The organism is Ruegeria lacuscaerulensis, from assembly GCF_013033355.1.
Taxonomy (GTDB): Bacteria; Pseudomonadota; Alphaproteobacteria; order Rhodobacterales; family Rhodobacteraceae; genus Ruegeria; species Ruegeria lacuscaerulensis_A.
The window spans coordinates 183,401-209,076 of sequence record NZ_WQDY01000008.1 but is presented as its reverse complement, the minus strand read 5'-3'; the positions used below and the strand labels follow the sequence as shown (position 1 = coordinate 209,076).

General features: G+C 56.5%; 23 protein-coding genes. 13 read left to right on the top strand and 10 right to left on the bottom strand.

Annotated features, from left to right (window positions below; translation table 11 throughout):
• Window positions 1-64 precede the first annotated feature (64 nt).
• The 5 genes from GOW48_RS15270 to GOW48_RS15250 all read left to right on the top strand — a co-directional run bounded on the left by GOW48_RS15270 (window position 65) and on the right by GOW48_RS15250 (window position 6,491).
• Complete coding sequence (locus GOW48_RS15270) at window positions 65-2,119, top strand: ABC transporter substrate-binding protein (RefSeq protein WP_170755113.1); 2,055 nt, start codon at window positions 65-67, stop codon at window positions 2,117-2,119.
• Between the two features lie 91 nt (window positions 2,120-2,210).
• The gene (locus GOW48_RS15265) at window positions 2,211-3,203 is read left to right on the top strand and encodes an ABC transporter permease (protein ID WP_331251818.1); all 993 of its coding nucleotides are present in this window, start codon (window positions 2,211-2,213) and stop codon (window positions 3,201-3,203) included.
• Between the two features lie 3 nt (window positions 3,204-3,206).
• Window positions 3,207-4,349, top strand: coding sequence for an ABC transporter permease (locus GOW48_RS15260; protein WP_170755097.1), 1,143 nt, complete (start codon window positions 3,207-3,209; stop codon window positions 4,347-4,349).
• A gap of 1 nt (window position 4,350) precedes the next feature.
• Window positions 4,351-5,361, top strand: coding sequence for an ABC transporter ATP-binding protein (locus tag GOW48_RS15255; protein WP_234900795.1), 1,011 nt, complete (start codon window positions 4,351-4,353; stop codon window positions 5,359-5,361).
• The gene (locus GOW48_RS15250; protein WP_170755096.1) at window positions 5,358-6,491 is read left to right on the top strand and encodes an ABC transporter ATP-binding protein; all 1,134 of its coding nucleotides are present in this window, start codon (window positions 5,358-5,360) and stop codon (window positions 6,489-6,491) included. Before GOW48_RS15255 ends, GOW48_RS15250 begins: the two co-directional genes overlap by 4 nt.
• Window positions 6,492-6,612: 121 nt before the next feature.
• On the opposite strand, the gene GOW48_RS15245 is transcribed toward GOW48_RS15250, so the two are convergent.
• On the bottom strand, window positions 6,613-6,807 hold the full coding sequence (locus GOW48_RS15245) for a hypothetical protein (protein WP_170755095.1): 195 nt from the start codon (window positions 6,805-6,807) through the stop codon (window positions 6,613-6,615).
• Between the two features lie 301 nt (window positions 6,808-7,108).
• On the opposite strand from GOW48_RS15245, the gene GOW48_RS15240 reads away from it, so the two are divergent.
• From GOW48_RS15240 to GOW48_RS15230, 3 genes are read left to right on the top strand one after another with little or no spacing between them, the layout of a single operon-like run.
• Window positions 7,109-8,776 carry a sulfatase-like hydrolase/transferase gene (locus tag GOW48_RS15240; RefSeq protein WP_170755094.1) on the top strand — a complete coding sequence of 556 codons (1,668 nt, stop codon included), beginning with the start codon at window positions 7,109-7,111 and terminating at the stop codon, window positions 8,774-8,776.
• Between the two features lie 32 nt (window positions 8,777-8,808).
• Complete coding sequence (locus GOW48_RS15235; RefSeq protein WP_170755092.1) at window positions 8,809-10,053, top strand: DUF3179 domain-containing (seleno)protein; 1,245 nt, start codon at window positions 8,809-8,811, stop codon at window positions 10,051-10,053.
• A gap of 38 nt (window positions 10,054-10,091) precedes the next feature.
• The gene (locus tag GOW48_RS15230) at window positions 10,092-10,844 is read left to right on the top strand and encodes an outer membrane protein (RefSeq protein WP_170755090.1); all 753 of its coding nucleotides are present in this window, start codon (window positions 10,092-10,094) and stop codon (window positions 10,842-10,844) included.
• A gap of 20 nt (window positions 10,845-10,864) precedes the next feature.
• Here the strand turns inward: GOW48_RS15230 and GOW48_RS15225 are convergent, their stop codons facing one another.
• Both GOW48_RS15225 and GOW48_RS15220 read right to left on the bottom strand, forming a co-directional pair.
• On the bottom strand, window positions 10,865-11,311 hold the full coding sequence (locus GOW48_RS15225) for a hypothetical protein (RefSeq protein ID WP_170755088.1): 447 nt from the start codon (window positions 11,309-11,311) through the stop codon (window positions 10,865-10,867).
• Between the two features lie 126 nt (window positions 11,312-11,437).
• Entirely contained in the window at window positions 11,438-12,172 is a 735-nt protein-coding gene (locus tag GOW48_RS15220; protein ID WP_170756532.1) for an MbnP family protein, read from the bottom strand.
• A gap of 535 nt (window positions 12,173-12,707) precedes the next feature.
• Here GOW48_RS15220 and GOW48_RS15215 point away from each other — a divergent pair.
• From GOW48_RS15215 to GOW48_RS15195, 5 genes are read left to right on the top strand one after another with little or no spacing between them, the layout of a single operon-like run.
• On the top strand, window positions 12,708-13,817 hold the full coding sequence (locus tag GOW48_RS15215; RefSeq protein WP_170755084.1) for an efflux RND transporter periplasmic adaptor subunit: 1,110 nt from the start codon (window positions 12,708-12,710) through the stop codon (window positions 13,815-13,817).
• A gap of 4 nt (window positions 13,818-13,821) precedes the next feature.
• A complete protein-coding gene (locus tag GOW48_RS15210) occupies window positions 13,822-16,941 on the top strand; it encodes an efflux RND transporter permease subunit (protein ID WP_170755083.1) in 3,120 nt (1,039 codons plus the stop codon).
• A gap of 50 nt (window positions 16,942-16,991) precedes the next feature.
• Window positions 16,992-17,969, top strand: a complete 978-nt coding sequence (locus GOW48_RS15205; protein WP_170755081.1) for an HlyD family secretion protein — start codon at window positions 16,992-16,994, stop codon at window positions 17,967-17,969.
• A 3-nt stretch (window positions 17,970-17,972) separates the two neighbouring features.
• Complete coding sequence (locus GOW48_RS15200) at window positions 17,973-19,160, top strand: ABC transporter permease (protein ID WP_170756530.1); 1,188 nt, start codon at window positions 17,973-17,975, stop codon at window positions 19,158-19,160.
• Entirely contained in the window at window positions 19,160-20,275 is a 1,116-nt protein-coding gene (locus GOW48_RS15195) for an ABC transporter permease (RefSeq protein WP_170755077.1), read from the top strand. The genes GOW48_RS15200 and GOW48_RS15195 overlap by 1 nt, the downstream gene beginning before the upstream one ends.
• Window positions 20,276-20,290: 15 nt before the next feature.
• Here the strand turns inward: GOW48_RS15195 and GOW48_RS15190 are convergent, their stop codons facing one another.
• The 7 genes from GOW48_RS15190 to hisD form a co-directional block, all read right to left on the bottom strand.
• Entirely contained in the window at window positions 20,291-20,848 is a 558-nt protein-coding gene (locus GOW48_RS15190; RefSeq protein ID WP_170755075.1) for a TetR/AcrR family transcriptional regulator, read from the bottom strand.
• Window positions 20,849-21,096: 248 nt separating this feature from the next.
• Window positions 21,097-21,651 (bottom strand): sulfopyruvate decarboxylase subunit beta, encoded by a 555-nt coding sequence (comE, locus tag GOW48_RS15185; protein ID WP_170356156.1) that lies wholly within the window; start codon window positions 21,649-21,651, stop codon window positions 21,097-21,099.
• Complete coding sequence (comD, locus tag GOW48_RS15180) at window positions 21,648-22,154, bottom strand: sulfopyruvate decarboxylase subunit alpha (protein ID WP_170356155.1); 507 nt, start codon at window positions 22,152-22,154, stop codon at window positions 21,648-21,650. The genes comE and comD overlap by 4 nt, the downstream gene beginning before the upstream one ends.
• A gap of 48 nt (window positions 22,155-22,202) precedes the next feature.
• Window positions 22,203-22,613 (bottom strand): universal stress protein, encoded by a 411-nt coding sequence (locus tag GOW48_RS15175; protein ID WP_170356154.1) that lies wholly within the window; start codon window positions 22,611-22,613, stop codon window positions 22,203-22,205.
• Between the two features lie 22 nt (window positions 22,614-22,635).
• On the bottom strand, window positions 22,636-23,616 hold the full coding sequence (locus GOW48_RS15170) for an alcohol dehydrogenase catalytic domain-containing protein (RefSeq protein WP_170755073.1): 981 nt from the start codon (window positions 23,614-23,616) through the stop codon (window positions 22,636-22,638).
• A complete protein-coding gene (locus GOW48_RS15165) occupies window positions 23,613-24,374 on the bottom strand; it encodes an SDR family NAD(P)-dependent oxidoreductase (protein WP_170755110.1) in 762 nt (253 codons plus the stop codon). The genes GOW48_RS15170 and GOW48_RS15165 overlap by 4 nt, the downstream gene beginning before the upstream one ends.
• Window positions 24,367-25,674: a histidinol dehydrogenase gene (hisD, locus tag GOW48_RS15160; RefSeq protein ID WP_170755071.1), complete on the bottom strand. Its 1,308-nt coding sequence runs from the start codon at window positions 25,672-25,674 to the stop codon at window positions 24,367-24,369. Before hisD ends, GOW48_RS15165 begins: the two co-directional genes overlap by 8 nt.
• Between the last annotated feature and the right edge of the window lie 2 nt (window positions 25,675-25,676).

Here is a 25,676-nt window from a genome sequence, read left to right as displayed (position 1 = left end):
ACCATCATAAATTTGTTAACTTTCATCTCTAGCGCTCTTGCGTCACACAAACGCAGGGATGGCTATGAAGCTTCGCACCTCTCTCCTTTCATTCACCGCATTGGCCACATTGGGAACCCCGGTTCTGGCCAACTGCCCCGTTGCAACCGTAGCCGACCCGATGGGTCTGGAACCCGTATTCCCGCAGCAGCTGGAACTGGTCGAGCTGCAGGCCGCTGCCTCGTGCGAGCTGGGTTTTGCACAAAACCCGGCGATCGCCGATTTGAACGCCCGGATTTTGGGGAACGCGGATCTTGGGCCAGTGGCAGATCGTCTGCCAGTCGAGCCTTTGGTCGTTATGCCCTACGACTCAATCGGTCAGTATGGCGGAGCCATCACCGGCCTGTCCAAAGCGACCGAGTCCGGCACTTCGGACCTGCTGTCGGTGCGCCATGTGAATTTTGTGCGCTATGCTGATGATCTGCAGACCGTGGTTCCCAATATAGCAAAAGCGTGGTCGTGGAATGACGATTATACCCAGCTGACCATCACGTTGCGCGCCGGGCACAAATGGTCTGACGGCGCGCCGTTTACTGCCAAGGACGTCGAGTTCTGGATGAATGATATCATCTATAATCCCGACGTGTACGATAAGACACCGGATCGGTGGCTGTTCGCAGGTGAACAGGCTCAGGTCGAGGCCGTTGGCGACACCACCGTTATATTCACCTTCCCGGTGCCGACCCCTGGCATTCTGAACCGCTTTGCCGTGGACTACGGCCAGCCGTTCCAACCCAAGCATTTCCTAGGCCAGTTCATGGCCAAGCATAACGAAAACGCCGAAGCACTGGCGCAGGAATACGGTTTTGAAAATGCTGCTGCTGCCGTTGACTTCTATTACGGCGGTTCCGACTGGAAAGACGTGCCCAGCCCTCTGCTGAAAGATGCTGACAAGGCTGCCAAGATCGGTCGTGCCGTGGTGCCGACGCTGGAAAGCTATATTGTTGTCGAAGAGACCGCTGAGGGCCGTAAACTGGTGGCCAACCCCTATTTCCACCAGGTCGATACCGCAGGCAACCAGTTGCCCTATATCAACGAAATCGTTGAGACCTATGTCGGCGACAAAGAAGTCCAGAACCTCAAGATCATGAATGGGGATGTGGTCTGGAAACAGCAGGCGGTCTTCTTGGAAGACTTCCCGCTGCTGAAGGAAAACGAGGCCAATGGTGGGTACACCATCAACTTTGCCCCGACCTTTGGCGAGAACGTGTTCTACTCGTTCAATCGCACCCATCAGGATCCGGTCCTGCGCGACATCTTCTCGGACGTTCGTTTCAACCGCGCCATGTCGCTGGCGATGAACCGCGATGAGATCAACGAGATCGTCTATCTGGGTCAGGGCACTCCGATGCAGGGCGTGCCTGCCGAGCCCAAAACCGTGTCCTTCGTCTCGGACGAAGTGCTGAACCGCGACATCGGATACGACCCCGAGGCTGCCAAAGCTCTGCTGGCCGAAATGGGCCTGACCGATGCAGATGGCGACGGCACCGTGGAACGCCCTGACGGCAAGCCGCTGGTCGTGCGTCTGGTGTATTCCTCGCAGGGTGCGCCGGTAAAGATGCAGGAACTGGTGCGCGACTACTGGTCGGCCGTGGGCGTGCGGGTTGACTTGAAAGAGGTCACCTCGGACGAATACCGCGCCTCGGGCAACAACAACGACCTGGACCTGACCGTTTGGAAATATGACGGCAATGCCGGCCCGACCATCAGCCAGGACGTCACGGTTTTTGTCCCGCCGTTCGGTGACTTCTTCAACCCTGGCACGGGTTTCGGCTGGGCCGCCTGGAAAACCAGCGGTGGCAGCGAAGGTATCGAGCCGCCGGTGGATATCCAGAAACTATGGGATCTGAGCGAAAAGTTCATTCAGGTCGAAATGGGCACCGACGAAAGCAACCAATTGGGCGAAGAGATCGTCAAGATCCACACCGACAACATGTTGAAAATCGGCACTGTCGGCGACATCGTCGCCCCGTTCCTGTATCGCAACGACCTGAAGAACGTGAAGCCGATCAAGTCGAAAACCTACGACTTCTACTGGACCTATCCTTACCGCCCCTCGCAGTGGTGGCTGGAGCAGTAACACAGAACACAGTCTGAAAACCGGACCGGAGCGCGGGATGACTGCGCTCCGGTTTTGGCCCCTCTTGTGGGACCGGATGGGGGATTTTTAAGTGCTGAGATTCACTCTGGAACGTCTCGTCGGGATGGTCATCACGATGCTGCTGGTATCGGTGATGGTCTTTCTGATCATGGAACTGCCGCCTGGCGACTATGCTGACCGTTATGCGTTCCGCAAATATTCGGGCACCGGTGTCAACGTCACCGAGGCAGATATCGAGGCGATCCGCCGCGATCTGGGTTTGGATAAGCCCATGCTGCTGCGATACTTCGACTGGATCGGAGGCATCGTTCTGCGCGGCGATTTCGGGCAGGCTTTTGCGTTTGAAACTTCGGTGGCCAAAGTGATTGGGGACAAGGTCTGGCTGACGGCCGGTATCTTGTTCTCGACTCTGCTGCTGACCTACATCGTGTCGATCCCCATCGGCATCTTTGCTGCGGTGCGACGTGGGTCAGCAGTCGATTATGGTTTGACGGTGTTCTCCTACCTGGGTCTGGCGCTGCCAAACTTCCTGCTGGCCCTGGTGATGCTGTATTTCGCGAACCGCTGGTTTGGCGCCGATATCGGAGGGTTGTTTTCCGACCAGTACCGCGATGCGTCCTGGTCGGTTGGCAAAGTCTGGGATCTGATCAAGCATCTGTGGCTACCTGCGGTCGTACTGGCCTGGTCGGCGGTGGCGATCCAGATACAGACCGTGCGGGCCACCATGTCGGACGAACTGAACAAGCTGTCCGTCACAGCCGCCCGCGCGCGCGGCGTGCCCGAGTTACGGCTGCTGATCAAATACCCGACGCGGCTGGCGATCAACCCAGTGGTCTCGACCATCGGGTTCGACGTGAACCGCATCTTTTCCGAACTGCCCATCGTTGCCGTGGTGCTGGGCCTGACCGAACTGGGAGAGCTGTTGCTGCGTGCTTATCTGGACCTGGATATGAACGTGGCGGGGGCCATCCTGCTGATGCTGACCTTCACCATCGTGTTCATGAATTTCGTGTCCGATCTGTTGCTGGCATGGCTGGACCCGCGCATCAAACTGGGGGCCTGATCCATGACCGATGCAACACATCAAACAGACACTACCGCCGAGGAAGCGCGGCTCAAATACTACTCGGCCTCGCAATGGACCCTGATCTGGTGGCGGTTCCGCCGTCACCGCGCCGCCATGATGGCAGCCTCGGTACTGGGGTTGATGTTTCTGGCCGGGATTTTCGCCGAGTTTGTTGCCCCCTACGGACCAGTGACGCGGGATACCAACTATATCGAAGGCGCACCGCAGGTACCGCGTTTCTGCGATGCGGGGGGCTGTTCCGTTTTTCCCTTTGTAAACGGCACCAAGACGGAGCGTGATCCGGTCACCCTGCGTGCCATCTCGGTCCCTGATCCCGAAGTGCGGCACTATCTGCATGTCTTTGTCAAAGGTGAACCAGTCAAGCTGTTGGGTCTTATTCCGACGGACCGGCATCTGGTGGGGCTAAACCCCGATGTTGACCAGAAAATCCATTTCTGGGGCACTGACGATCTGGGTCGCGACGTGTTCAGCCGAACGATCTATGCCACCCGAACTTCATTGTCGATCGGGGTGATCGGGGTGATGATCTCTTTTGTTCTGGCGCTGATCATCGGCGGCATTGCGGGGTATTTCGCGGGCGTGATCGACAATATCATCCAGCGCGTGACAGAGGTGATCCGCGTGGTCCCCATCATCCCGCTTTACATGGGGTTGGCCGCCGCCATGCCCAAGGAGTGGTCGACCACGCAGGTCTATTTCGCCATGACCCTGATCCTGGGCCTGTTCGGCTGGCCCACGCTGGCGCGGCGGATACGGTCGCAGCTGCTGTCGATCCGGAACGAGGATTATGTGATCGCCGCGCGGCTGGCAGGTGCGCGGCCCGGTCGGATTATCGCGCAACACATGCTGCCCAGCTTTACCAGTTTCATCATCGTCGATCTGGTGATCAGCTTTCCTTACATGATCCTGTCGGAAACGGCGCTCTCCTTTGTTGGGCTGGGTCTGCGTCCACCCTCGGTCTCGTGGGGGGTGCTGTTGCAACAAGCGCAATCGGTGCGGGCAATCGAACAGACACCCTGGCTGTTCATCCCCGCGATCTTTGTCGTTGTTGCCGTACTGGCCTTTACCGTGATTGGCGACGGGCTGCGCGATGCCGCCGATCCGTACTCGGAGGCGCACTGAAATGCCGAAAATGCTGACTGTAGAAAACCTGTCGATTTCGTTTCGCACCAGCGAAGGTGTCATCACCCCGGTGCACGACGTCACCTTTGGGGTCGAGGCGGGCAGAACGCTGGGCTTGGTGGGGGAGTCCGGATCGGGCAAGTCGATTTCAACCAAGGCCCTGATGCAGCTTTTGCCCGGCAACGCCTCGTTGAGCGGTGAAACCCGGATGACTTACACAGACAAGGCCGGGAAAGAGATCGCGCTTGGCCGCTTGAAAACCGGCAGCAAGGAACTGCGCCGGATTCGGGGCGGCGAGATCGGGATGATTTTTCAGGAACCAATGGCCAGTTTCTCGCCTGTTTACACGATCGGCAATCAGATGATGGAAGCCATCATGTTGCATCGCGGGCTGAAAAAGCGCGCCGCGCGAGAATATGCAATCGAGATGCTGAACAAAGTCGGCATATCGAATGCCTCTGCACGGGTTGACCAGTACCCGCACGAATTGTCTGGCGGGATGCGACAGCGCGCCATGATCGCACTGACCCTGTCTGCCGGCCCTGCCCTGTTGATCGCAGATGAACCGACTACGGCGCTGGATGTGACTATTCAGGCTCAGGTGTTGGACCTGATGCGCGATCTGCAACGCGATCTTGGCATGGGCATGATTTTCATCACCCATGACCTTGGCGTGATCGCCCAGATCGCCGACGACGTTGCCGTGATGTATCTGGGAACTATCGTCGAGCGCGGCCCCGCCCGGGACGTGATCAGAAATCCGCAGCATCCCTATACCCAGGGTTTGTTGGACGCGATCCCCAGCGTCGAACACCTGCACGACCGCCTGAAACCGGTGCCGGGAGATATCCCCAGCCCGACCGCGCGCCCAACAGGCTGTCCATTTCATACCCGATGCGCCCAAGCGATCGCGGGGACCTGCGACGTGACAGCGCCGACCGAGGTCTCAACTATTCCCGGCCGCGCAGTACGCTGCTGGTTGCACAGCGACAAAGATCGGAACGCCGCATGACCCCGAAACACGATACTCTGATCGAGGTGAAAGACCTTTCGGTCCATTTCCCGATCAAAACGCGCAAGCTGTTCAGAACCGAAGTGCAGATGCTGCGTGCGGTTGACGGTGTCAGTTTCGATATCAAACGTGGCGAGACTGTCGGACTGGTCGGAGAGTCCGGATCGGGTAAAACAACCGTTGGCCGCGCGATCCTGCGCGCGATTGATCCGACGGATGGCGAGGTGATTTTTCACCGCAAAAACAAGGCTGACATCGATCTGGCCCACGCATCCGAGACTGAGCTGCGCAAGGTAAGGTCGAAAATGAACATGGCCTTCCGAGAAGGAGGGATCAACGTCCACAACCTTGCTGGCGACCTTCTGCGCGCCTTTCGGCCTGAAATGAGCCTCGTGTTTCAGGATCCCTACTCGTCTTTAAACCCACGAATGACAGTCCGCGATATAATTGCCGAACCGTTGGTGGCGTCAGGCAAGTTCAAAGACCGAGCCAAGATCGACGCCCGCGTTCGTGAAATAGCCGCGCGATGCAAATTGAACCTCGAACACTTGCGCCGTTTTCCTCATGCTTTTTCCGGCGGGCAACGGCAACGAATCTGTATCGCACGGGCTTTGGTGTCCAAGCCAAAGTTTGTCGTTTGCGACGAAAGCGTCTCGGCCCTGGATGTCTCGATTCAGGCAGAAATCGTGAATCTGCTAAAAGATCTACAGGATGAGATGGGTGTCTCGTTCCTGTTTATCGCCCATGATCTGAGTGTCGTCGCACAGATGTCGCACCGCGTGGCGGTATTGTATGTCGGGAAATTCGTGGAATATGCCCCGACTGAAAAGCTGTTTTTTGCGCCAAAACATCCCTACACACACGCGCTGCTTAGCGCGATTCCCACGGCGGACCCCGACGCAGATTATGACCCGATCCGTTTAAAGGGGGAAATCCCGAACCCGCTGGCTGCGCCGTCAGGGTGTCGGTTTCACACCCGATGCCCCTTTGCAAAAGATCGCTGCAAAACCGAAGTTCCGGCGTGGCGAGAACTGGATACAGACCATTTCGTAGCCTGTCATTTTGCGGAAGACTTCAATTTTGAAAGGCACCAGAAAGCGTCAGGGTCCGGCCCTAAGGGTGCAGTTTAGCGCTCGTATGAGGTGCTCTTCAGCTTACTCAAAGCGCTGCCGACATGTATCAGAATTTATAACCACTGCTGCGGTCTGATACCGAGGACTCGAAGCAATACCGAGGTTGTAGCAACCCGCTTTACATCAGGACCGAAACATAGCTTTCGACGGAGGCGCTTTTCAGCCAGTACAGCAGCAGGCATACGCATGCGGCGGCTGGCAGAGCCAGTTCAAGCATTTCTCTGTTCTGCTTAGAAGAGCCGTTCCCCAGACGCGTGGCGATGGCAGTTTTCCAGTGTGCCGGGAACGGCTCTCTCAACATAGATTTAAACATATTCTACTCGTTACTTTAACCACGAATACAAATTACCCGTGCAACTTTAACCCAATATTAACCAGGCATTTTGCGCCAAAATCACCCTTTTTTTGGCGCTTGGCCGAAGATAATTCCGACGACTTATGGTCGTTGTTCACAATTTCTGAACGAACAGCCACCTTACCGATCTCAGATCCCTAGTGTCTGAGGGTCATTCCGTCTAAGGCATTTCTCTTGCCTGCGTCACATTCTGATGTTTCAATGTGATATACGATTGCCTTTCTCACCCGGAGATTCATTTAAAAACAAGGGGAAACTAATGAGATTGTCCTGCCTTCTTGTTCTGACAGCAAGTTTGAGCGCTTCATTCGCCTCTGCGCAAAACGAAGCGATTCAACACGATGCTGAATACTATATTCTTCACGCCCAACACGCCGATCAATGGGCGCAGGACGACTCTGTGGTCGATGCGGCATTGGCAGCCTTTCAGGACCAGAACGGTGGTAGACCCCCGAATATCGTCAGCGTATTGATCGACGACATGGGGTTTGGTGACATGGGAATCCCCGAGTTGAACGCAGTTCGTGGTTATGAAACGCCGAATATCAACGATTTTTCGGATCAGGCCCTAAGGATGGTCCGGATGTATACCGAGCCATCATGCACCCCAACCCGCGTGGCGCAAATGACAGGACGCTTGCCAGTGCGAATGGGTATGGGCGACACAACCGTCGACATTGCCGGGTTCGGGCTGCCTGATGGTGAAGTCACGCTCGCCGAAGTTCTGAAGCAAGCGGGATACGCTACTAGCCATGTTGGGAAATGGCACATGGGCGATATCGCTGAAAGCTGGGCTATGAACCAGGGGTTCGACTACGCCCAACACGCGATCCATCAACAGGGCCAGCTTACAATCTTCAATGACGACGCGATAAAAGAACAGGTCTCGGTCGCGATCCGGGACTTTGATGACAAGTACACTCTGGACGGTTGGTTCCGCCCTGATGCCGCCGCGATGATGACCGTGATCGAGGGCGAAGCCGGCGGGCCGATCCGCGAGATCCGAATGCAGCCCGGCGAAAGGTGGAACGCAGAAAAATATGATGAAATGAACCAGGCATTTCAGGACAAGACTCTGGAAGAACTCGAGCGCCTCGCTGAAGGCGACGAGCCGTTTTTTCTGCAGTATTGGCCAATGATACCACTGGACAATACCCGCGCCGGACGATCAGGCCCCGAAAGTGTGAACGGTGGCCTCTACGTTGACAAGATGCAGTTGCTGGACCAGTGGCTGGGCGAGCTGTTCACGCGAATGGATGACCTGGGCGTGTCCGAAAACACTGTCGTAGTCGTCATGGGCGACAACGGTCATTTCACCAAATACGCGCCGCAATCCGGATTCACGCCGCTGATCTACGCAGGAGGGAAAGGCGATACGACCGAAGGCGGTGTCCGCGTCGATGCCTTTATCCGCTGGCCAGGCATGATCGAAGCTGATGGTCTGCTGAACAGCATAATCCATGTTTCAGACCTCTATACGACACTATCGCGTTTCGCAGGGGCTGATCAGTACATCCCTCGGGATCGGCTGGTGGACGGGGTCGATCAGTCTGCTGCTTTGCTGTTTGCTGATGAAACCAAGGCGCGCCGCGACCACGTCATTATCTATTCGGTCAACAAACCTGAGGCGGTAGTAAAAGATCAGCTAAAACTAAAACTCCCTGGCCCGGGTGAAAGCGCGATTCTGGCAAAGTTTTTCGATCTCTACCGCGACACACGTGAAGAATATTCGGTTTCGACCGAGGTGGGTGCCTGGGGCGGGCAGGAATTCGCGCGGATTTTGGGGCGTCACATGGCCCGCAAGGAAAAGTTCCCCGACACCCCACCCGCGTATGGCGCGCCGTATGAGGGGATCGAGAACATTCGCCCCGAAACTCAGAAAGCCGTCGACGCGTTCTTGATCAAACGCGCGTCACCTCAGCAATAACTCGGTAACTGGTTTCAATTCAGGAGAAGCAGATGGTCGGAAGCATTCTATTTGCGCTTGGCTTAGTCATTTCGTTGGGTATCGGCTTTGTCTATTTTCGCGATCTGGGCGACGTATCCCAGATGGTGTTGACCGTAAAACGCAAGAACATGATACGGTTTATCCGACATGAATATCAGTTGATCGCAGTTGGCCTTGGCGGTTTCGTGGTCGCCACTCTGGCGCATTTCATTACGGGCAGCGGACCGTTCTGGCTGTGGGTGATTGCAGCATTGCTGACGGTTTTCCTTTATGGCTTTCCCTATGTGTGGGTGCATTTGGGACTAAGGAACCAACTAAACGACGCCGCCTATTTCCCAATTGACGAAGCCCGCAAATATGTCGGTCCAACCGCTCCTGTCATCGTGATCGAAAATAACGGCTTTGCCCGCGCGCACCCGGACGCACAGATCATGCGGCCGCATCTTGCTGGGAATACAGACGGTCTAGGGGGCGAGGATATCGTGATGACCTATTGCGCGATGGCCAACCTTGGGCAGGGTTACATCCCAAGGATCGAAGGCAAACGGCTGAACCTCGAGGTCTTGGCCCAGCACGGCAACAACCTGATCCTGCGGGATAACGAATCTGGTGAGCCAATCCAGCATATCTATGGGTTTCGCGAAGCCGATCACGACAAATACGCCGAAGGCCCAGCCTGCCCTGTGCGCCCCGAGGCACAGATGACGCCTTGGCCAACCTACAGAATGACCTTTCGCGGCTTTCAAAAGGCATTCCCGGCCGGAGAGGTTTTTCTGAACAAACCCTCGCCCAATCCCATGCTTCGGCTGCTGGACATGGTCACAGAGATCACTTTCGGATGGGGAATCGGACGCCAACACCAAGAGGACGCGCCCGTTATGGACAACATGGACCGCACGGACGAGCGTTTGCCAAATAAAACCTATGTCTGGGGAATTACGATCGGTAAGGACGCCGCCTGCTGGACCGATGACTTTGTGATCGACAACAACTGGATCGTGAATGCGAATGTCGGCGGGCGCGATGTGGTCGTGAGCTTGGACCCCAAGTATGAAAGCCTGGGGATTTGGTACAACGACAGTGGCGTACCTGTAACCCGGTGCGATTTCTGGGGCATGTCGGATCAGGGCAGGCTACGACGTGTCGAGACGCTGCGCGCAGGTGTCTTTTGGCATGTCTGGGCCGAGTTCTTTCCAAGCACTGATATCAACCGCGTCAGCCTAGGACAGAAGCAGGATACCAGCACCGCAGCTTAAAGCACATCGACTAGTGTTTGAACGACAGGAGGAAACAAATGGGCCGGATTACAAGATTAAGGGACGCAACCGCAGGCTTGATGTTTGCCGCCTGCGCTCCGATCTCTGCGCTGGCGCAACAGTCGGATTGGTCATATCAGGCGACGATCTACCTGTTTACGCCAGAAACAAACGTATCGACTGAAACGGCAATTGGTACTTTAGAAGGGACACTCTCGTTTTCGGACGCGCTGGAAAACCTTGATTTGGCCTTTATGGGTACATTCGCGGCGACCAACGGCCAATGGTCCATATTGGGGGATTACAACTATACGGACTTGTCGTTCAGCAACAGCGCCCCGACTCCCAACAGCTCAGGGTTGGAGACGTCGTTGACGACGCAGTTTCTAAGCGGCTTTTTGGGGTACCGGGTTTTGAGCACAGAAAAGTCCACCGTGGATCTTGCTGCCGGGTTTCGTTGGTTCAAGACGGAAACCGATCTGACGGTTCTACCGGGTGCGGCCCCCGGTCGCTCCGTGAATGTCAACGAAAGCTGGACGGATCCTGTTATCGGGGTCAGGGCTCGGTTCGACTTGGCTGACCGGTGGTCGGGAGCAGCATTTTTCGACTACGGTGGGTTCAGAAGCGGCAGTGAAACATGGCAGGTACTGCTGACCGCAGATTATGAGATCAACGACCGATGGATGATCCGCGGCGGTTATCGCTACATTTCGTTTGATCACGAGATAGATGGGGATGATTTCAAATTCGATCAGTCCGGCCCCCTGATTGGAGCAACCTACCAATTCTGAAACACGAACCGTTTAGATAATCAGGCGCTGCGCACGGCGACAGGTTGCGGCGTTGGGGATGTCCAAAGCGGGCCCGGCATATCGGTTGACAGTACTTGTGACACTGCCTTTGCCCATGTCGAAACCTGCAACAACACAATCGCACCGCCGACCACGATGGTCGCGCCAAGTACAGGCGATGCCGCCAGTTCATGACTTTGCGTGGCGGCGATCCAAAGCGCAAAGCCAAGCCGCGTCACTGCAACGGCGTCGGTCACTTTGGTTAAGCCCGGAAGAAAGTAAGTGGTCACCACAGTGGCGCAAACAATAGCGCACATATAGACCAACCCGGTCAACACCGGCAACGGCATTCCATACCGCATCACGTCAATATGCGAATATAGAACGTAACCAGCAGAGAAGGCGAGAAAAGCGATCGAGTAAAGCCTGCGCTTTTGCTGCTCGAAATGTGTAAAGATCCGCTTCACCACAAAGACCCTCTGCCCAATGCCAAGAACCTTTCTGGGTGTTGAATTTGCGGTTGGTCTGACGAAAAAAGGGCGGAAATTTGACTTTGTGGGCGAATGCGAACCGAATTTCGGCCGGGACGTCCGTCAAAACCCGAACGAGACCATTGACGCGTAGTTGTCCGCCAACATCCTTGCGCCATCGCGATCGAAATCGACCGAAGGCAATTCCCCCATGTCGACTTCGTACGACCCGGCAAACATTTTGGACAGATCTACGGTCAGTGCAATTTCAGTCTTGCCGCCTGTGTCGTGCTGCGCAGGCAAAGACACAGAAATCTCTCTCGTATTTTCCGAAAAGCCTACATGATAGGTCAATAGCGACACAGTTTCGCCAATCCGAAGCGCACCTTCGAAAACTACAAACTTGTAGCCGTCTTCTCGACTCCAAGCCATCTGGCCTTCGGGGTCAAGCTTATCCCGCATTTCCGGCGACGTATTGGCTTGCGCATCCAATCCCACCAGAAAACGCAGATACTCAACGTCGCGCAGTGGCACATCTGTCAACGTGATCGAGTGCGACAACGAGTCGTTGTCGAAACGCAACAAATGGTAACTGTCAGGCACGACATACGTTTCGCCGCCCTGCGACAGGCTCAGGTTACTGATGAAGAACTTGAAGTCGTGAATTTCAAACACCCCTTCCCCGCCGGGGTTGTCGTAGATGAACTGGTCGTAGACCAAAGGCTCACCACCCATTTGCGCCTGAAAGGTCAACGTCACCGTTTTGTCCCGGACATCCCGCGAGGCCAGGATTGCCCAGACGCCTATGATCAGGACCAACAGCCCGGCAAGTCCCGTCATGATCTGGGGTCGCTGCATTATTAAATAGCCTCCAAAGTAAATCGGAAGCTTCTGCAATCGTCACCGCTTCTGTTCACACAGTACAGATTTACTGACCGGAGGCTCATTCGCAGTTTCGCACGGATTGTGCGAACCCCCGAGATGCGATGGCATGCGCCGACCAAACCGTCGCCGAAACAACCGAGTTGGTCTGTGTATTTGGATCGCATTTCATTTCCCCGGTGTGACATGCTCGCAAAAAACCCTAGTGTAATACGCGCTTTACCTTACGTCACTTCAGTTTTCAATGCCGATGGTAAGCCTTGTGACTTGTCACGCTTGGAGAGCTGATCCGCGGTCAGCGGCTTCACCTGAGGCAAAGACATCCCCGCTTCAAGAAGAGTTTAACGAAATTTCACTCAACTATCATCAATACTGGCAGGGAAACGCCAAATGTGTGCCGTTGGGTCACATTTTCAAAGACAGCAAACTTAAAGTTGACAAAATATACTAAAGTTGTAAATTTCGCCTCGTGTGATTTCCATTGGGCTTCAGTTCGAAAAGGCCATCAAAGATGCTGACAGCAAAGTTCCCAGTTACCGTGTTCGCCCTGACAGCGATGATCGTTGTCGCAGGATGCAAAGAAGAACAGACAACGCAGATCCAAGTCAGACCAGTTCTGTCAACGGTCGTTGCGGATGTGGATGCGGTTCGGTTAGCTAGCTATCCGGGTCGGGCCAAAGCTGTACGCGAGGTCAACATCGCTTTCGAAGTTCCCGGAAAGGTTCTTGCACGTCCCGTCGATGTGGGATCGCAGGTCGAGGCTGGTGATGTTTTGGCCACTTTGGACTCAGACCCTTACGCAGCGCGTGTGCGCGCATTGGAAGGGCAGCGCAACGCGCTGAAAGCCAATCTGACCAATGCGAAGATCGAGTTGGAGCGGCGCGAGCAGCTGGTGAAAAACAATCATATTGCCCAAGCACGCGTTGACGATCAGATCGCTCTCGTCAGGGCGACCGAAGCCAATATCGAAGCCACCCAAGGCCAATTGGATGAAGCACGGCTGAATCTTGGCTATACGACACTGGTCGCCCCTTTTGACGGCGCGATATCCGCAACTTATGTGGAACAATTCCAAAACACCATCGCTGGCCAACCCATTGTTCGGGTGCTCGACACCTCGCGCATCGAAATGGAGGTTGCAGTCCCTGAGAACTTCATCAACCTCGAGCCCTTTGTCGAAGGTATCGAAGTTGAATTCTCAAGCCTGCCTGGACTGAAGATACCTGCTCAAGTCGCACATGTCGGGAACGAAGCGTCTTCAGCGACCCGGACTTATCCGGTGACGATCATCATGGAACAGCCAGAGGGTGACGTTATTCAACCCGGAATGGCCGGTCGCGCCACAGCCAAGGTACATCTGCCGGATAGCTGGAGCGATCAGGGCATTCACGTCCCTTCAAGCGCCGTGTTTTCACCCAACCAGAAATCGCCGGACGAAACATTTGTCTGGGTCATCGACCCCGAAGACCTGACCGTATCCGCCACACCCGTAACCGTTAACGCATTCAACGACCGGGGATTTTTGGTCAGCGGCCTTGAGGCTGGTATGCGGATCGCGACTGCCGGCGCGAACACTCTGAAGGACGGTCAGAAAGTCACTCTGACCACAGGCGGAGAATAAGTTGATGTCGCTCGCTTCGGTCGCGGTCAAGAACCGCACGGTCACCTATTTTGCGCTGGCGCTGATCCTCGTGATCGGGACGCTCAGCTATTTTCGACTGGGTCAGCTGGAAGACCCTGAGTTTACGGTTAAAACGGCGCTGGTCGTAACCCAATATCCCGGCGCCAGCCCGACCGAGGTCGAACTGGAAGTTACTGACAAGATTGAAACTGCCATTCAAGAACTGCCGGAACTGCGTTTCCTAACCTCGTATTCTCATGCAGGTCTGTCCATCGTAAAAGTCGAAATTCAGCAAGAATATTGGGCAAACCGCCTACCCCAGGTCTGGGACAAAGTGCGTAACAAAGTAGGCGATTTGCAAGGCAGCTTACCGCCCGGCGCTGGTGCACCGAACGTTATCGACGACTTTAGTTTTGTCTACGGGTTCGTTCTGGCCGTGACCGGAGATGGGTTCACCTATGCAGAGCTTGAGGAACACGTAAAAGCCATCCGCAAGGAACTGAGTCTGGTCCAAGGCGTATCCCGTGTCGAGACCTGGGGCCTGCAGCCCAAGGTGATCTATCTGGATGCCTCCGAGCAGCGACTGCTGGATCTTGGCGTGTCTGCGCAGGACTTTCTGTTAACCCTGAACTTGCAGAACCAGGTGGTCGACTCCGGCGCGCTCACAATCGGAGATCGCAGGCTGCGGATCGCGCCGACAGGGGAATTTCAATCACCTGAGGATATCGGCAACCTGCAACTACGCCCCGGCCTGACAGACCGGGTTTTGGATGTGGCAGAGGGGGCCGACATACCTGTCCAACTACCTGTGTCACGCGACTCCGATGTGATCCGACTTCAAGATATCGTGGACATCCGGCAAGGATATCTGGAACCTGCCCTGACCCAGATGCGCTATGACGGACAGCCTGCAATCGGCTTGTCGATTGCAAACGTATCCGGAGGAAATATCGTGGATACCGGGCGTAACCTCGATGCGGCGCTCGAAGAAATCTCGTCCCGCCTCCCCGTCGGCATCGAATTGCACCGAGTTGCCTGGCAAAGCGATCTGGTGACCGAGTCGATCAACTCGTTCATGGTCAACCTTCTCGAGGCCGTATTGGTCGTCTTGATAGTCGTTGCTGTATTCATGGGATGGCGCATGGGCCTGATCATAGGCAGTGCACTGCTTCTGACCATTTTGGCCACGTTCATGGTAATGGTCGTTCTCAAGATCGACCTGCAGCGGGTCTCTTTGGGTGCGTTAGTGATCGCGCTGGGGATGATGGTGGACAACGCCATTGTCGTAGCCGATGGAATGGCCGCACGCATGAAAAAGGGCATGGGCAAGATCGAAGCCGCGATCGAAGCCGCGGGCCAGCCCAGCATGGCTTTGCTGGGGGCCACGATAGTGGCAGTGATGGCCTTTTTTCCTATCTACGCCTCGTCGGCAGCCGCCGGGGAATACGCGGGATCTTTGTTTGTTGTTGTGGCCGTTTCGCTGCTGATCAGCTGGATCATTGCCATGACGATTACGCCGCTGATGTGCATTGACATGTTGCCCACCCCCAAGGTCGAGACGACGCATACCGAAAGCGCCTTTACCTCGGGGTTCCGTGCTGTATTGGGGCGTTGCCTGCGTCATCGTGGCATCACCGCGATGGTGTTTCTGGCCTTGCTGGGCGGCGCGATCTACGGCTTCAGCTATGTCGACCGCCTGTTTTTTACCGACGCCACACGGCAGCAATTCATGGTCGATGTCTGGGCCGAGGAAGGCAGTACGATCGACCAGACCTCGGAATTGGCACGTAGAGTCGAGGATAAACTGAATGGCGATCCGCGTGTGAAAGGCGTATCGACCTTCATGGGCGCAGGCGGTCCCCGGTTCTATCTGCCGGTCGACCCCGAGCTTCCTTATGCCAGCTACGCGCAGCTTGTGGTCAATACTGAAAGCCTTGAGGTCGTGAACGACCTTGTCGCAGAACTGGACGCATGGATCGAAGGCGCAATCCCCGAGGCGATGACGCGGGTGCGCAAATACACGGCTGGGCCTGGCAATACATGGCCGTTCGAGGTTCGCTTTAGCGGCCCGGTCAATGCTGACCCGCAAGTACTGCGCAACCTGGCGGAACAGACGATGGATGTCTTACGCGCTTCCCCCCATGCCAAGGACATTCGAAGCGATATGCGAAACCGCGTCGCCAAACTGGTTCCGGAGTATGATCAGACAACCGGCATCTGGACGGGTACGTCCCGCAACGACATAGCCAGCGCCGCGCGCTTTGCCTACGACGGGCTGCCGGTTGGTCTCTATCGTGAGAATGAGGATCTGCTGCCCATCATCTTACGTCGGACCGAAGACGAACGGCAGACCGTCGGGCGTGACTTTGAGCAAATCCAGATCCAGCCGGCCTTCTCGACTAAGTCGCTGCCATTGTCTTCTGTAACGCAAGGGGTTGAGATCGAATTGGAGGATCCGACTATCGTCCGTTGGCAACGCCAGCGCGCGGTTACGGTTCAGGCCAGCTCGAAAGGCGTTACCCTACCCTCTTTGGTTGATGAGGTCCGCGCTGACATCGAGGCAATCGAGCTGCCCCCCGGATATCGGATCGAATGGAGAGGTGAGACCTTCAGCACAGCAGATGCCCAGGATTCGCTGAAACCCGGGTCCGGCCCAGCGCTGGTGATCATGGTCTTCCTGGTGGTTGCGCTGTTCAACGCTTTCCGTCCGGCGCTGGTTGTCTTTACGGTCGTTCCCTTTGCGATGATTGGGATCACTGGTGGCCTGCTGCTATTCAATCAACCCTTCTCGTTTATGGCCCTGTTGGGCGCGATGAGCCTTGTCGGCCTGATGATCAAGAACGCGGTCGTGTTGCTGGATCAGGTCAGCGTCAATCTGGAAGAAGGTATGAAGCCTTATGATGCGCTGGTCGAGGCAACAGTCTCGCGTCTGAATCCCGTATTCCTTGGGGCAGCCACGACAATCCTTGGTGTATTGCCACTGCTGCAGGACATCTTCTGGGTGGCCATGGCGACCACAATCGCTGCCGGTCTGACCGTGGGAACAGTCGTAACTATGCTGATGGTTCCGGTCTACTACGCCCTTTTCCACGGCATCCGTCCTCCAGAAACCAAAGACACCTAAGTGCACGAGCCGAAGCGCAACTCTGGCTATCTACTGAAACGGAGCGAGCCATGTCAAAACCCAAGTTGTTCGCTGCGATCATTGCAAGTGCAATGGTCGCGGGTGGCGCCCTGGCCTGGATCGCAACAGTGCCAAAACCGCTGGTGGTTCAAGGCGAAGTCGAGGCGACCTGCATTGACCTGGCCGCAAAAATAGGCGGCCGTGTCGCCGCAGTGAATGTCGATTTCGGGGATACCGTACAGATAGGCGATGTGGTCGTGTCCTTGGGCAGCCCGCAATTGCAAGCGGGTCTGAAGACGGCACAAGCCGCTGTCGACTTTGCGATTGCCAATCGTGATCTGGTTTTCGCAACCCGACCCGAAGTCATCGACGCGCGCCGGGCCGAGCTTGCGCGCGCCAAAGCCGATCAGGACTTGGCGCAAAAGACTTATGACCGGATCGAAAAACTCAGCGAAACTTCGTTTGCTTCGCTGCAAAGGCTTGACGAGGCCTCGAACACTTTGGCGGCCGCGCAACGTGGGGTCGACGCGGCGCAGGCCAATCTAGAACTCGCTGAAAATGGCAACAGCATAGAACAAAAAGCCGTCGCTCAGGCTCAGGTCCAAGAAGCCAAGGCCGCCTTGCTGCGCACGCAAACTGATCTTGAAGAGCTGCAAATTGCAGCACCTATCAGCGGTCAGGTCACCGCCCGGCTTACAGAACCTGGCGAGCTTTTCTCGGCCGGGGCTATTTTGTTATCCATAGTGGATATTGATAACGCCTGGTTCACGTTCAACCTGCGCGAAGACCTGCTGAACGGGCTGGAAATTGGGCAGAAATTGAATGTGCGCGTACCGGCCCTGGGTGATCTGGTGATCCCTGCTCGCGTTACTGCCATCAATGCCGAAGGCAGCTATGCCAATTGGCGCGCCACGAAAGCCACGGGTGATTTCGACCTGCGCACATTCTCGATCAGGGCTGAGCCGGTCACGCGCGATGCGGCCCTGCGGCCGGGTATGAGCGCTTTGGTGGATTGGGCGGCACGCTAGGCCATGTCGCGTCCGCTACCAGCCGGTTTTCGGCGCACCTTTCGTCGAGAGCTGCGCCGGATTGCCCATCAACCTCGCCTAGCATTTATGCTGGGGCCATTTCCTTTGATCCTGATGCTGTTGCTTTCTGCGGTCTTCGCGCCCGGGCTTCCTTCGAACCTGCCCGTAGCCGTTGTCGATCAGGATGGGACAACCCTGTCGCGCCAGGCTGTTCGCATGATCGACGCCACTGCGGACCTAGCGGTCACTGTCCGCGCGACGTCTCTGGGCGAGGCGCAGGACGCTCTCGTCTCGGGCGCGGTGTACGCCGTTATTTTCATACCCCAGTCAATGGGGCGCGACTTGCTGCAAGGCAACCGGCCCGAGCTTGTTACCTTCTATAACAACCAATTCCTGACCGTCGGAGGCATCGTTTCAAGGGCTAGCAGGCAGGCAATGGGGACCTTTTCGGCAGGTGTTGCAACCCAGGCTCTGGTCGCAAACGGGGCTGTCCCCGAGGCCGCAGTTGAAGCGGTCGTACCGATCCCGGTTCAGCGCAGTCCTCTGTTCAATCCGGCTCTGGACTATGTCCAGTTCCTGCTTGCCGCCCTTATGCCCACTGTATTGCAAATCTTCATAACAGCCAGCGCTGCACTGACCATCGGCAGCGACGTCCAGCACCCCAATGGCATGGCAAGGCTGACCCGGATTGGCGGCTCGTCGATCACGGGTATCGCGGGAAAACTGGCCCCTTACGGGTTAGCCTATTTGCTGACCCTTATTTTTGCGGACGTGATCATTTTTGGGGCATTTGATGCTCCGTTCAACGGAAACATTTGGCTGCATGGAGCTTACTCGGCCAGCTTTGTTTTAGCTTGCCTGTGTCTGGGCGGGATGCTCGCGATGATCGCCGGAGAAACCGTGGGCGCGCTAGGCTTGACCGGCGTGCTGACCGGCCCAGCCTTCGGCTTTGCCGGCATCAGTTTTCCGCGCATTACAATGAACACTTTTGCATGGATTTGGGGTGGATTGCTGCCGCTGACCGCCTATCTGCAACTCCGCACGGATCAGGTACTGCGCGGCGCGCCGATTGAAGTATCTCTGCCTGCCTTTGGATGGTTGCTGGGGCAGATACTGCTTTACGGTTCAGTTCTAATGTTTTTGGTGGCCCGCTCGGCGCAAGTGCCAGCTAAACAGGCGAGCATTGCATAATGAGACGCTTTCTCGACGCTGTTTTAGACTCGATCTTCAGGCTGTTTGCCGACAAGGGTGCGCGCATGACGATGGTCGTTTCGATCCTGATCTATGCGTTTCTCTACCCCCAACCCTATACAGGCGAAGTGGTTCGGGATGTCCCTATCGTCGTAATTGACCAGGACGGATCAACCGCCAGTCGAGAACTGCGCCGACGTGTCGACAATTCGGATCAGGTCGCAGTGGTCGCGCACACCGACGGACTGCCAGCCGCGCAAGAGATGTTCAACGCGCGAAAGGTCTATGGTGTCCTGATCATACCGCCTGATTTCGAACAAGATCTTTTGCACGGGCGCCAATCCCCAATCGCAGCCTTCGGAGACGGCAGTTATTTCCTTCTTTATGGAGCGATTTCCTCGGCTGTGTCATCTGCTGCGAACAGTCTTGGGGCCGAAATCCGTGTAAGCCGTCTGACCGCTCTGGGCGTTGACGCAGGCACGGCTGCAGCTCTTGTTTCGCCGGTGGTGATTACTTCGGTTCCTCAGTTCAACCCGAACGGAGGATATGCCAGTTTCGCAGTTCCAGCCGCGTTTATACTGATAATCCAGCAAACGCTGCTGATCGGAATAGGAATAATGCACGCAGGCAAACCGGCTAGACCGGGCATAGCGAGGGTGGCAACACCCACCGCCTACATTCTTCTGTATACATTCTGGGTCGCGGTGACACAGTTGCTGCTGCCAGTGATTTATGGGCTGCCGCAGGTCGGCCACCCGATAACGCTGTTTGCCATTGCGGTGCCGTTTCTAATGGCCGTGACCGCAATGGGTTTTGCGCTTGTTCAGGTGATCCCTACCCGGGAAGGAATGATCTTCTTTCTTGTCGTGCAGGGATTGCCGCTGTTCTTCATAACCGGCGTCTCATGGCCGATCGAAAGTGTGCCAGATCCAATTCGCTGGCTGGCGATGGCAGTGCCCTCAACTTCGGCTATGTCCGCCATCATCCGCGTCGACCAAATGGGAGCGTCGCTTTCAATGATCATACCAATCGTGAAGCTGCAGCTTGCGCTTGCTGTTGGTTATGCAGCCATAGCGTACGCGCTGCACAATTGGCGATTTCCGAACAGCAGCTGAGCCTCGGCGCGCTGCTTACGTGTCCAAGAACACAGTCCGCAGAATGCGGTGGATGTCGTCTGAAAACTCGTCACGAGAAGTCGAAACAACCAAGGCTCCTCGGGTCGATGTGACCAGCAAATGCGCCAAATCGAGCGCCCGGTCTGGCGTCGTCGCCAAACCATTTTCTGACATGAACCGGGCAAGGTTTTCGACGTAGACCTTGGGCCAGTTTTCCGGCTGGTCTGCCGACAGTTTCAGGGCATCTTCCAAAAGCTCTGCCCCATGTCGTGTTTTCGCCAGCTCGACCGAGTCTCCGACCACCGAGGTTAAAACCGTGGCCAGAACGTCGATAGGGTCGCCATTTGCCTCATCCAGAATTCCAAAGACGTTTTGGTACAATGCCTGCATATACGTGACTAATGACCACGAATAGCACGCGTCTTTCGAACCGAACTTCTTGTAAATCGACTGCCGCGACAACCCGACCGCCCGGGCGATATCTTCCATCGAAGTTTTGCGGAAACCGTATTGGGCAAAGGCCGTCATGACATCGCGAGGATTGACGCCAGAGATTGTGTAAGCCGTTACCATCTTTCACCTTTCCGAGGTTTTGCAAACCACATCCGGTACTGTTTCCCCATCGCCGGATGTCGCTTGTCCAACCCGTTCCTGCCAGGAGGACATACCCCATGTTTTGCATCATGTTTACAGTATTAATACTTAATGTCAACTGACCGTGATCACAAAACGTCGCGAAATTTTCGCCACAACCGACGCAAAAGCGCCGCCCCATTGGCCGGGGCGGCGCGCGTGCAAGGTCACATATCAAAACCGCAAAGTCAGGCTTGCACTGCCTTCATGAAACGGTCCCGGATGACGACTGGATCCATGGTAATCGGCGGCATTTTTGCGTTTCCGCTTTGGCATTTGGCAACGATGATGGTCATCTTTCGCGCCTCCAACGCCTCTTGCACAACCCGACCGGTGTCTTCGGCCTGACACTCGATCACCCTGTCGCAACCGGCCGCTTCTGCCATTTTCGCAAGAGAGGTTTTCTGTCCCGCGTAAGTAGGCTGGTCGCCGGTAGAACCATATGATCCGTTATCAACGATCAGCAGAATATAGTTGTCGGCCACGTTGTTTGCGATTGTTGGCAGCGTACCCAGATTGGTCAGAACCGACCCATCCCCGTCAATCACGATGACCGGTTTGGGTTGTGACAGTGCAAGGCCAAGACCTATGGACGACGCCAACCCCATCGTCCCCAACATGTAGAAATTAGAGGGCTGGTCATCGATGGCATGCAGTTCCTGACTGGGGATGCCAATATTGCAGACAACCAGCTGATCACGCAGAATCGGGGCGATTTCTTTCAGGATTTCAGAACGGATCATTGGTCGCCATAGCCTCCCCAAAAATTGGCGTCGGTCAGGATGGCGACCGGCTTGTTGCACATGAACGTGTATTTCAGGATCGCGTCCAGCTCTTCTACGTCAGACTTGTGATGAAAGTGATAGGTCGGGATATTCAGCTGCGCCAGCAGTGCCTTTGTGTGAACGGCCATTTCGACTTGACAGGCGATCGGTTCGCGCAGCTCACCCCGGTACGAAATCAGCATGGGCAATGGCATTCTGTAATACTGGATCAGCGTGGCCAGCGTATTGATCGTCACACCGATCGCCGTGTTCTGCATGATAATCGCGGGGCGTTTGCCACCCATCCAGGCACCCGCGCACAGGCCCATTCCTTCGTCCTCTTTGTTCGAAGGGATGTGATAAATACCCTCGCGTTCGTCGATCTCGGCAATAACGCCGGCCAGCTGTTTGCAAGGAACGGTAGTGACGAACGAGATATCGTTGGCCACCAGATCGTCCGTGATCTTCTTGTCTATATTCATATCCTGTCAGTCAGTCCTGTTTTGGCGCACAAGGCGCAGTTCGAAGTGTTATGGCCTGCGGTGCACGTGGACCGCGCAGCCAGCATGACGAACGACCCGAGACGCGGTCGATCCCAAAAAATAGTCACTTAGGCCCGGCTTGTGCGACCCGATGACGATGCAATCAACGTCGTTATCCTTGGCGAAATCGATGATGGTTCGGGCCGTATGCCCTTTGATGATCTCGGGCTTGACCCCGTCCAGCCCCGAAACCTTGTCACGCAACAAATTACGGGCGGAGCGAAACCCTTCGGCGACCATATCTTTGTCGAGATATGCGCTGACCGATCCCTGCGGCATTTCATAGACGTGTAGCGCGACTATCTCGGCGCCTTCCGCTGACAAGGCCCGCGCGACTTCCAGCGTATGTGGCGATATGCCGTGGTCCAAAGCCATGGGTACAAGAATTTTGCGATACATATTACCTCTCTTTCTGGCGCGGTCAGTGCTCCGGTGCGAGGATGATTTTCGGCGCGGCGACCATTCCCCGACGCAGATCCCGAAACGCCCGGCCCCCCTCTGACATCGGCCGCTCCTCAACCCAGTCCAAAGCACCCAGCCGTCCATCGAAAATAGCTGCAGCCGTTTGGCGAAAATCCTCAGCCGTATAGGTATAGGTGCCGATAAATGTGATCTCCTGCAAGGTCATGCGGCGAATGTCCAAACCTCCGGCACCCTCGCCAAGTCCGACATGAACCATGACCCCACCAGGTTGCGTCAACGCCGACGCAGTAGCGCGCGTCGCCGCAAACCCCACTGCATCGATCACCAGAGGGAAGGTTTCTGATGTTTCAGAGACTACGTCGAATGCCCGCAAATTCAACAAATATGCCCGTCGCAGCGCGTTCGGTTCAACTATGACGACATCCTGCACGCCCATCGCCTGCAGGGCCAAAGCTGCGGCCAGTCCGATCGCCCCCCCGCCCACAACAAGAGCGCGACGCTCCATCGCTGGGTGCAAGGCTTCCAACCCCAGCCGTACGGCATGCCAACTAACCGCCAACGGCTCGGCCAAAGCCGCGCGCGACAAAAGAATATCATCTGGCACATCAACCAAATTGCGTTCGGGCATTGAGATAAATTGGGCAAATGCGCCCTCTCGTGGCGGCATTGAAATGATCTGGCGGTTTTGACACAGGTTTTCCCGCCCCGCTTCGCACACCGCGCACGTGCCGCACGTGACCAGAGGGTTGACCGTCACCCGTGCCCCCTCGCGTGGCCCACCAACAATCACGCCTGCCGCTTCATGCCCCAGGATCAATGGCGCAGGACGTCTGGCATCATGTCCCAGATAGGCATGCATGTCCGATCCGCAAATACCCACGGCTTCGACACGGATCAGCTGTTCCTCTGGTCCGGGAACTGCGTCCGGAACATCCCGGAATTCCAGGTGTTCAACCCCCTCATAAACCAGAGCTTTCATTTCGCAGTAAACCCCCCATCGACCATCAGCACCTGCCCGGTGACGTAGCTGGATGCTTCTGAGCACAAGAACAAGATCGGCCCGTCGATATCCTCCACCCACCCATTACGTCCGATACAGGTCTGCGCGGCGTTGCGCGCGGCGCGGTCAGGGTCGTCGAACACGGCCTGAGTCAGCTCGGTCGGAAAGAACCCCGGTCCGATGGCATTGGCGGTGATGCCATGTGGCGACCATGCCTCTGCCATGGCACGGGTCAGCTGCCCGATCCCGGCCTTTGACGCCCCATACGCAATCCCCCCTGGAAAGGCCCGCGTGGTCTGCAGTGAAGCAAAGTTGACAATGCGCCCCCAACCTTTCGCCTTCATTGCGGGCACCAATGCCTGGCTTAGGAAAAAAGGCGCGCTCAGGTTCAGCGCCAGCGTCGCGTCCCAACCATCAGGCGTGACTTCATCCGCCACCTCGCGGGTGTTGATCCCGGCAGCATGGATGACAATGTCAGGCGCACCGAATGCTAAGCTGATCTGTTCAACCAGCCTTCCAAGCCCCGCACGGTCGGCCACATCAGCTGTCACTGTCGCGCCCTTGTCGCCAAGTTCGGCTTTCAGTCCTGCCAACGCCTCTGCCCGGCGCGCGACGCCCACTACCCGTGCCCCAGCGGCGGCCAGAGCCTGCGCCGCCCGTCGGCCCAGGCCCGAGCTTGCCCCGGTGACGCAAGCCACCCGCCCGGTCAGGTCAAACAACGCGCGCGGGTCATCCATCTGCGGACAGGTCGAATTGCTCATCGGGGAAATACTTCGCCAACCGCACATCAGCCGCGCGGGCGTGGCCCTCCATCCCTTCCAGCCGGGAAATGCGAGCGGTCGCAATGGCGATGGGCTTCGATCCCTCGCGCGTTGCGCGTTGCCACGTGACGATCTTCATGTATTTGTGGACACTCAACCCCCCAGTATAACTGGCCGCGCCGGACGTCGGCAGGACGTGATTGGTGCCAGTAGCCTTGTCGCCATAAGACACTGTCGTCTCTTCGCCCAGAAACAGAGACCCATAGCAGGTCAGCCGGTCCAGCCACCAATCCAAATCCTCGGCCTGCACAGTCAGGTGTTCAGGCGCATAGGAGTCAGAACAGGCGGCCATTTCTTCGCGATCGGCGCACAGGATCACCTCGGCATAGTCGCGCCACGCGGCCGAGGCGTTTTCGCGGTTCAGTTCCGGAAGGTCTTCGATCAGTGAAGGAACCAGTTGCATCACTTTCTCGGCCAATGGTCGATCATCCGTCACCAGCCAGACGGGTGAATTGTATCCGTGCTCGGCCTGACTGACCAAATCGGTCGCGACCACATGCGCGTCAGCGCTGATGTCGGCAAGGATCAGACTGTCTGTGGGACCGGCGATCATGTCGATGCCGACCTTGCCATAGAGGATGCGCTTGGCCTCGGCTACGAACTGATTGCCCGGGCCCACAAGGATATTCGCGCGCGGCAGGCCGAACAGGCCATAGGTCATCGCCGCCACGCCTTGCACACCGCCCATGGCCAGAATGCTGTCTGCCCCACAGATATGCGCGGCATAGACAATGGCTGGCGCCACTCCTTCACCGGGGCGCGGCGGCGAACAGGCTGTGATATGACGACAACCCGCCACTTTGGCCGTGGTCACGGTCATGATCGCGCTGGCGATATGGCTATACCGCCCGCCCGGCACATAACACCCCGCCGCGTCCACCGGGATCGCTTTTTGCCCGGCGATGACGCCCGGCACGATCTCGACCTCGACATCTGATACGGTCGCTTTCTGAGCCTCTGCAAAGCGGCGCACATTGTCATGAGCAAAGCGGATATCAGCCTTCAGCTTTTCGGGCACCAACGCGATGGCCGCATCAATCTCGGCCTGCGTCATCAGCACATTGCCGTCGAACTTGTCGAACTTGGCGGCGTATTCCAGCGCCTTGGCATCACCACCCGCCTCGATATCGGCCAGGATTGTCTTGACCGTGTCGTGCACTTCGGACGCATGAGATTGCGCCGTCAATGTCGCCTTTTTCAAATAGTCACGGGGCATGG

Bases quoted from the DNA above. Each gene is read 5' to 3' on its own strand.
- GOW48_RS15175 (WP_170356154.1), bottom strand. From the start codon at position 22,613: ATGTATCGCAAAATTCTTGTACCCATGGCTTTGGACCACGGCATATCG.
- GOW48_RS15240 (WP_170755094.1), top strand. From the start codon at position 7,109: ATGAGATTGTCCTGCCTTCTTGTTCTGACAGCAAGTTTGAGCGCTTCA.
- GOW48_RS15250 (WP_170755096.1), top strand. From the start codon at position 5,358: ATGACCCCGAAACACGATACTCTGATCGAGGTGAAAGACCTTTCGGTC.
- GOW48_RS15195 (WP_170755077.1), top strand. From the start codon at position 19,160: ATGAGACGCTTTCTCGACGCTGTTTTAGACTCGATCTTCAGGCTGTTT.
- GOW48_RS15230 (WP_170755090.1), top strand. From the start codon at position 10,092: ATGGGCCGGATTACAAGATTAAGGGACGCAACCGCAGGCTTGATGTTT.
- hisD (WP_170755071.1), bottom strand. From the start codon at position 25,674: ATGCCCCGTGACTATTTGAAAAAGGCGACATTGACGGCGCAATCTCAT.
- GOW48_RS15170 (WP_170755073.1), bottom strand. From the start codon at position 23,616: ATGAAAGCTCTGGTTTATGAGGGGGTTGAACACCTGGAATTCCGGGAT.
- GOW48_RS15190 (WP_170755075.1), bottom strand. From the start codon at position 20,848: ATGGTAACGGCTTACACAATCTCTGGCGTCAATCCTCGCGATGTCATG.
- GOW48_RS15215 (WP_170755084.1), top strand. From the start codon at position 12,708: ATGCTGACAGCAAAGTTCCCAGTTACCGTGTTCGCCCTGACAGCGATG.
- GOW48_RS15260 (WP_170755097.1), top strand. From the start codon at position 3,207: ATGACCGATGCAACACATCAAACAGACACTACCGCCGAGGAAGCGCGG.
- GOW48_RS15200 (WP_170756530.1), top strand. From the start codon at position 17,973: ATGTCGCGTCCGCTACCAGCCGGTTTTCGGCGCACCTTTCGTCGAGAG.
- GOW48_RS15255 (WP_234900795.1), top strand. From the start codon at position 4,351: ATGCCGAAAATGCTGACTGTAGAAAACCTGTCGATTTCGTTTCGCACC.
- GOW48_RS15235 (WP_170755092.1), top strand. From the start codon at position 8,809: ATGGTCGGAAGCATTCTATTTGCGCTTGGCTTAGTCATTTCGTTGGGT.
- comE (WP_170356156.1), bottom strand. From the start codon at position 21,651: ATGATCCGTTCTGAAATCCTGAAAGAAATCGCCCCGATTCTGCGTGAT.
- GOW48_RS15165 (WP_170755110.1), bottom strand. From the start codon at position 24,374: ATGGATGACCCGCGCGCGTTGTTTGACCTGACCGGGCGGGTGGCTTGC.
- comD (WP_170356155.1), bottom strand. From the start codon at position 22,154: ATGAATATAGACAAGAAGATCACGGACGATCTGGTGGCCAACGATATC.
- GOW48_RS15270 (WP_170755113.1), top strand. From the start codon at position 65: ATGAAGCTTCGCACCTCTCTCCTTTCATTCACCGCATTGGCCACATTG.
- GOW48_RS15210 (WP_170755083.1), top strand. From the start codon at position 13,822: ATGTCGCTCGCTTCGGTCGCGGTCAAGAACCGCACGGTCACCTATTTT.
- GOW48_RS15220 (WP_170756532.1), bottom strand. From the start codon at position 12,172: ATGCAGCGACCCCAGATCATGACGGGACTTGCCGGGCTGTTGGTCCTG.
- GOW48_RS15245 (WP_170755095.1), bottom strand. From the start codon at position 6,807: ATGTTTAAATCTATGTTGAGAGAGCCGTTCCCGGCACACTGGAAAACT.
- GOW48_RS15205 (WP_170755081.1), top strand. From the start codon at position 16,992: ATGTCAAAACCCAAGTTGTTCGCTGCGATCATTGCAAGTGCAATGGTC.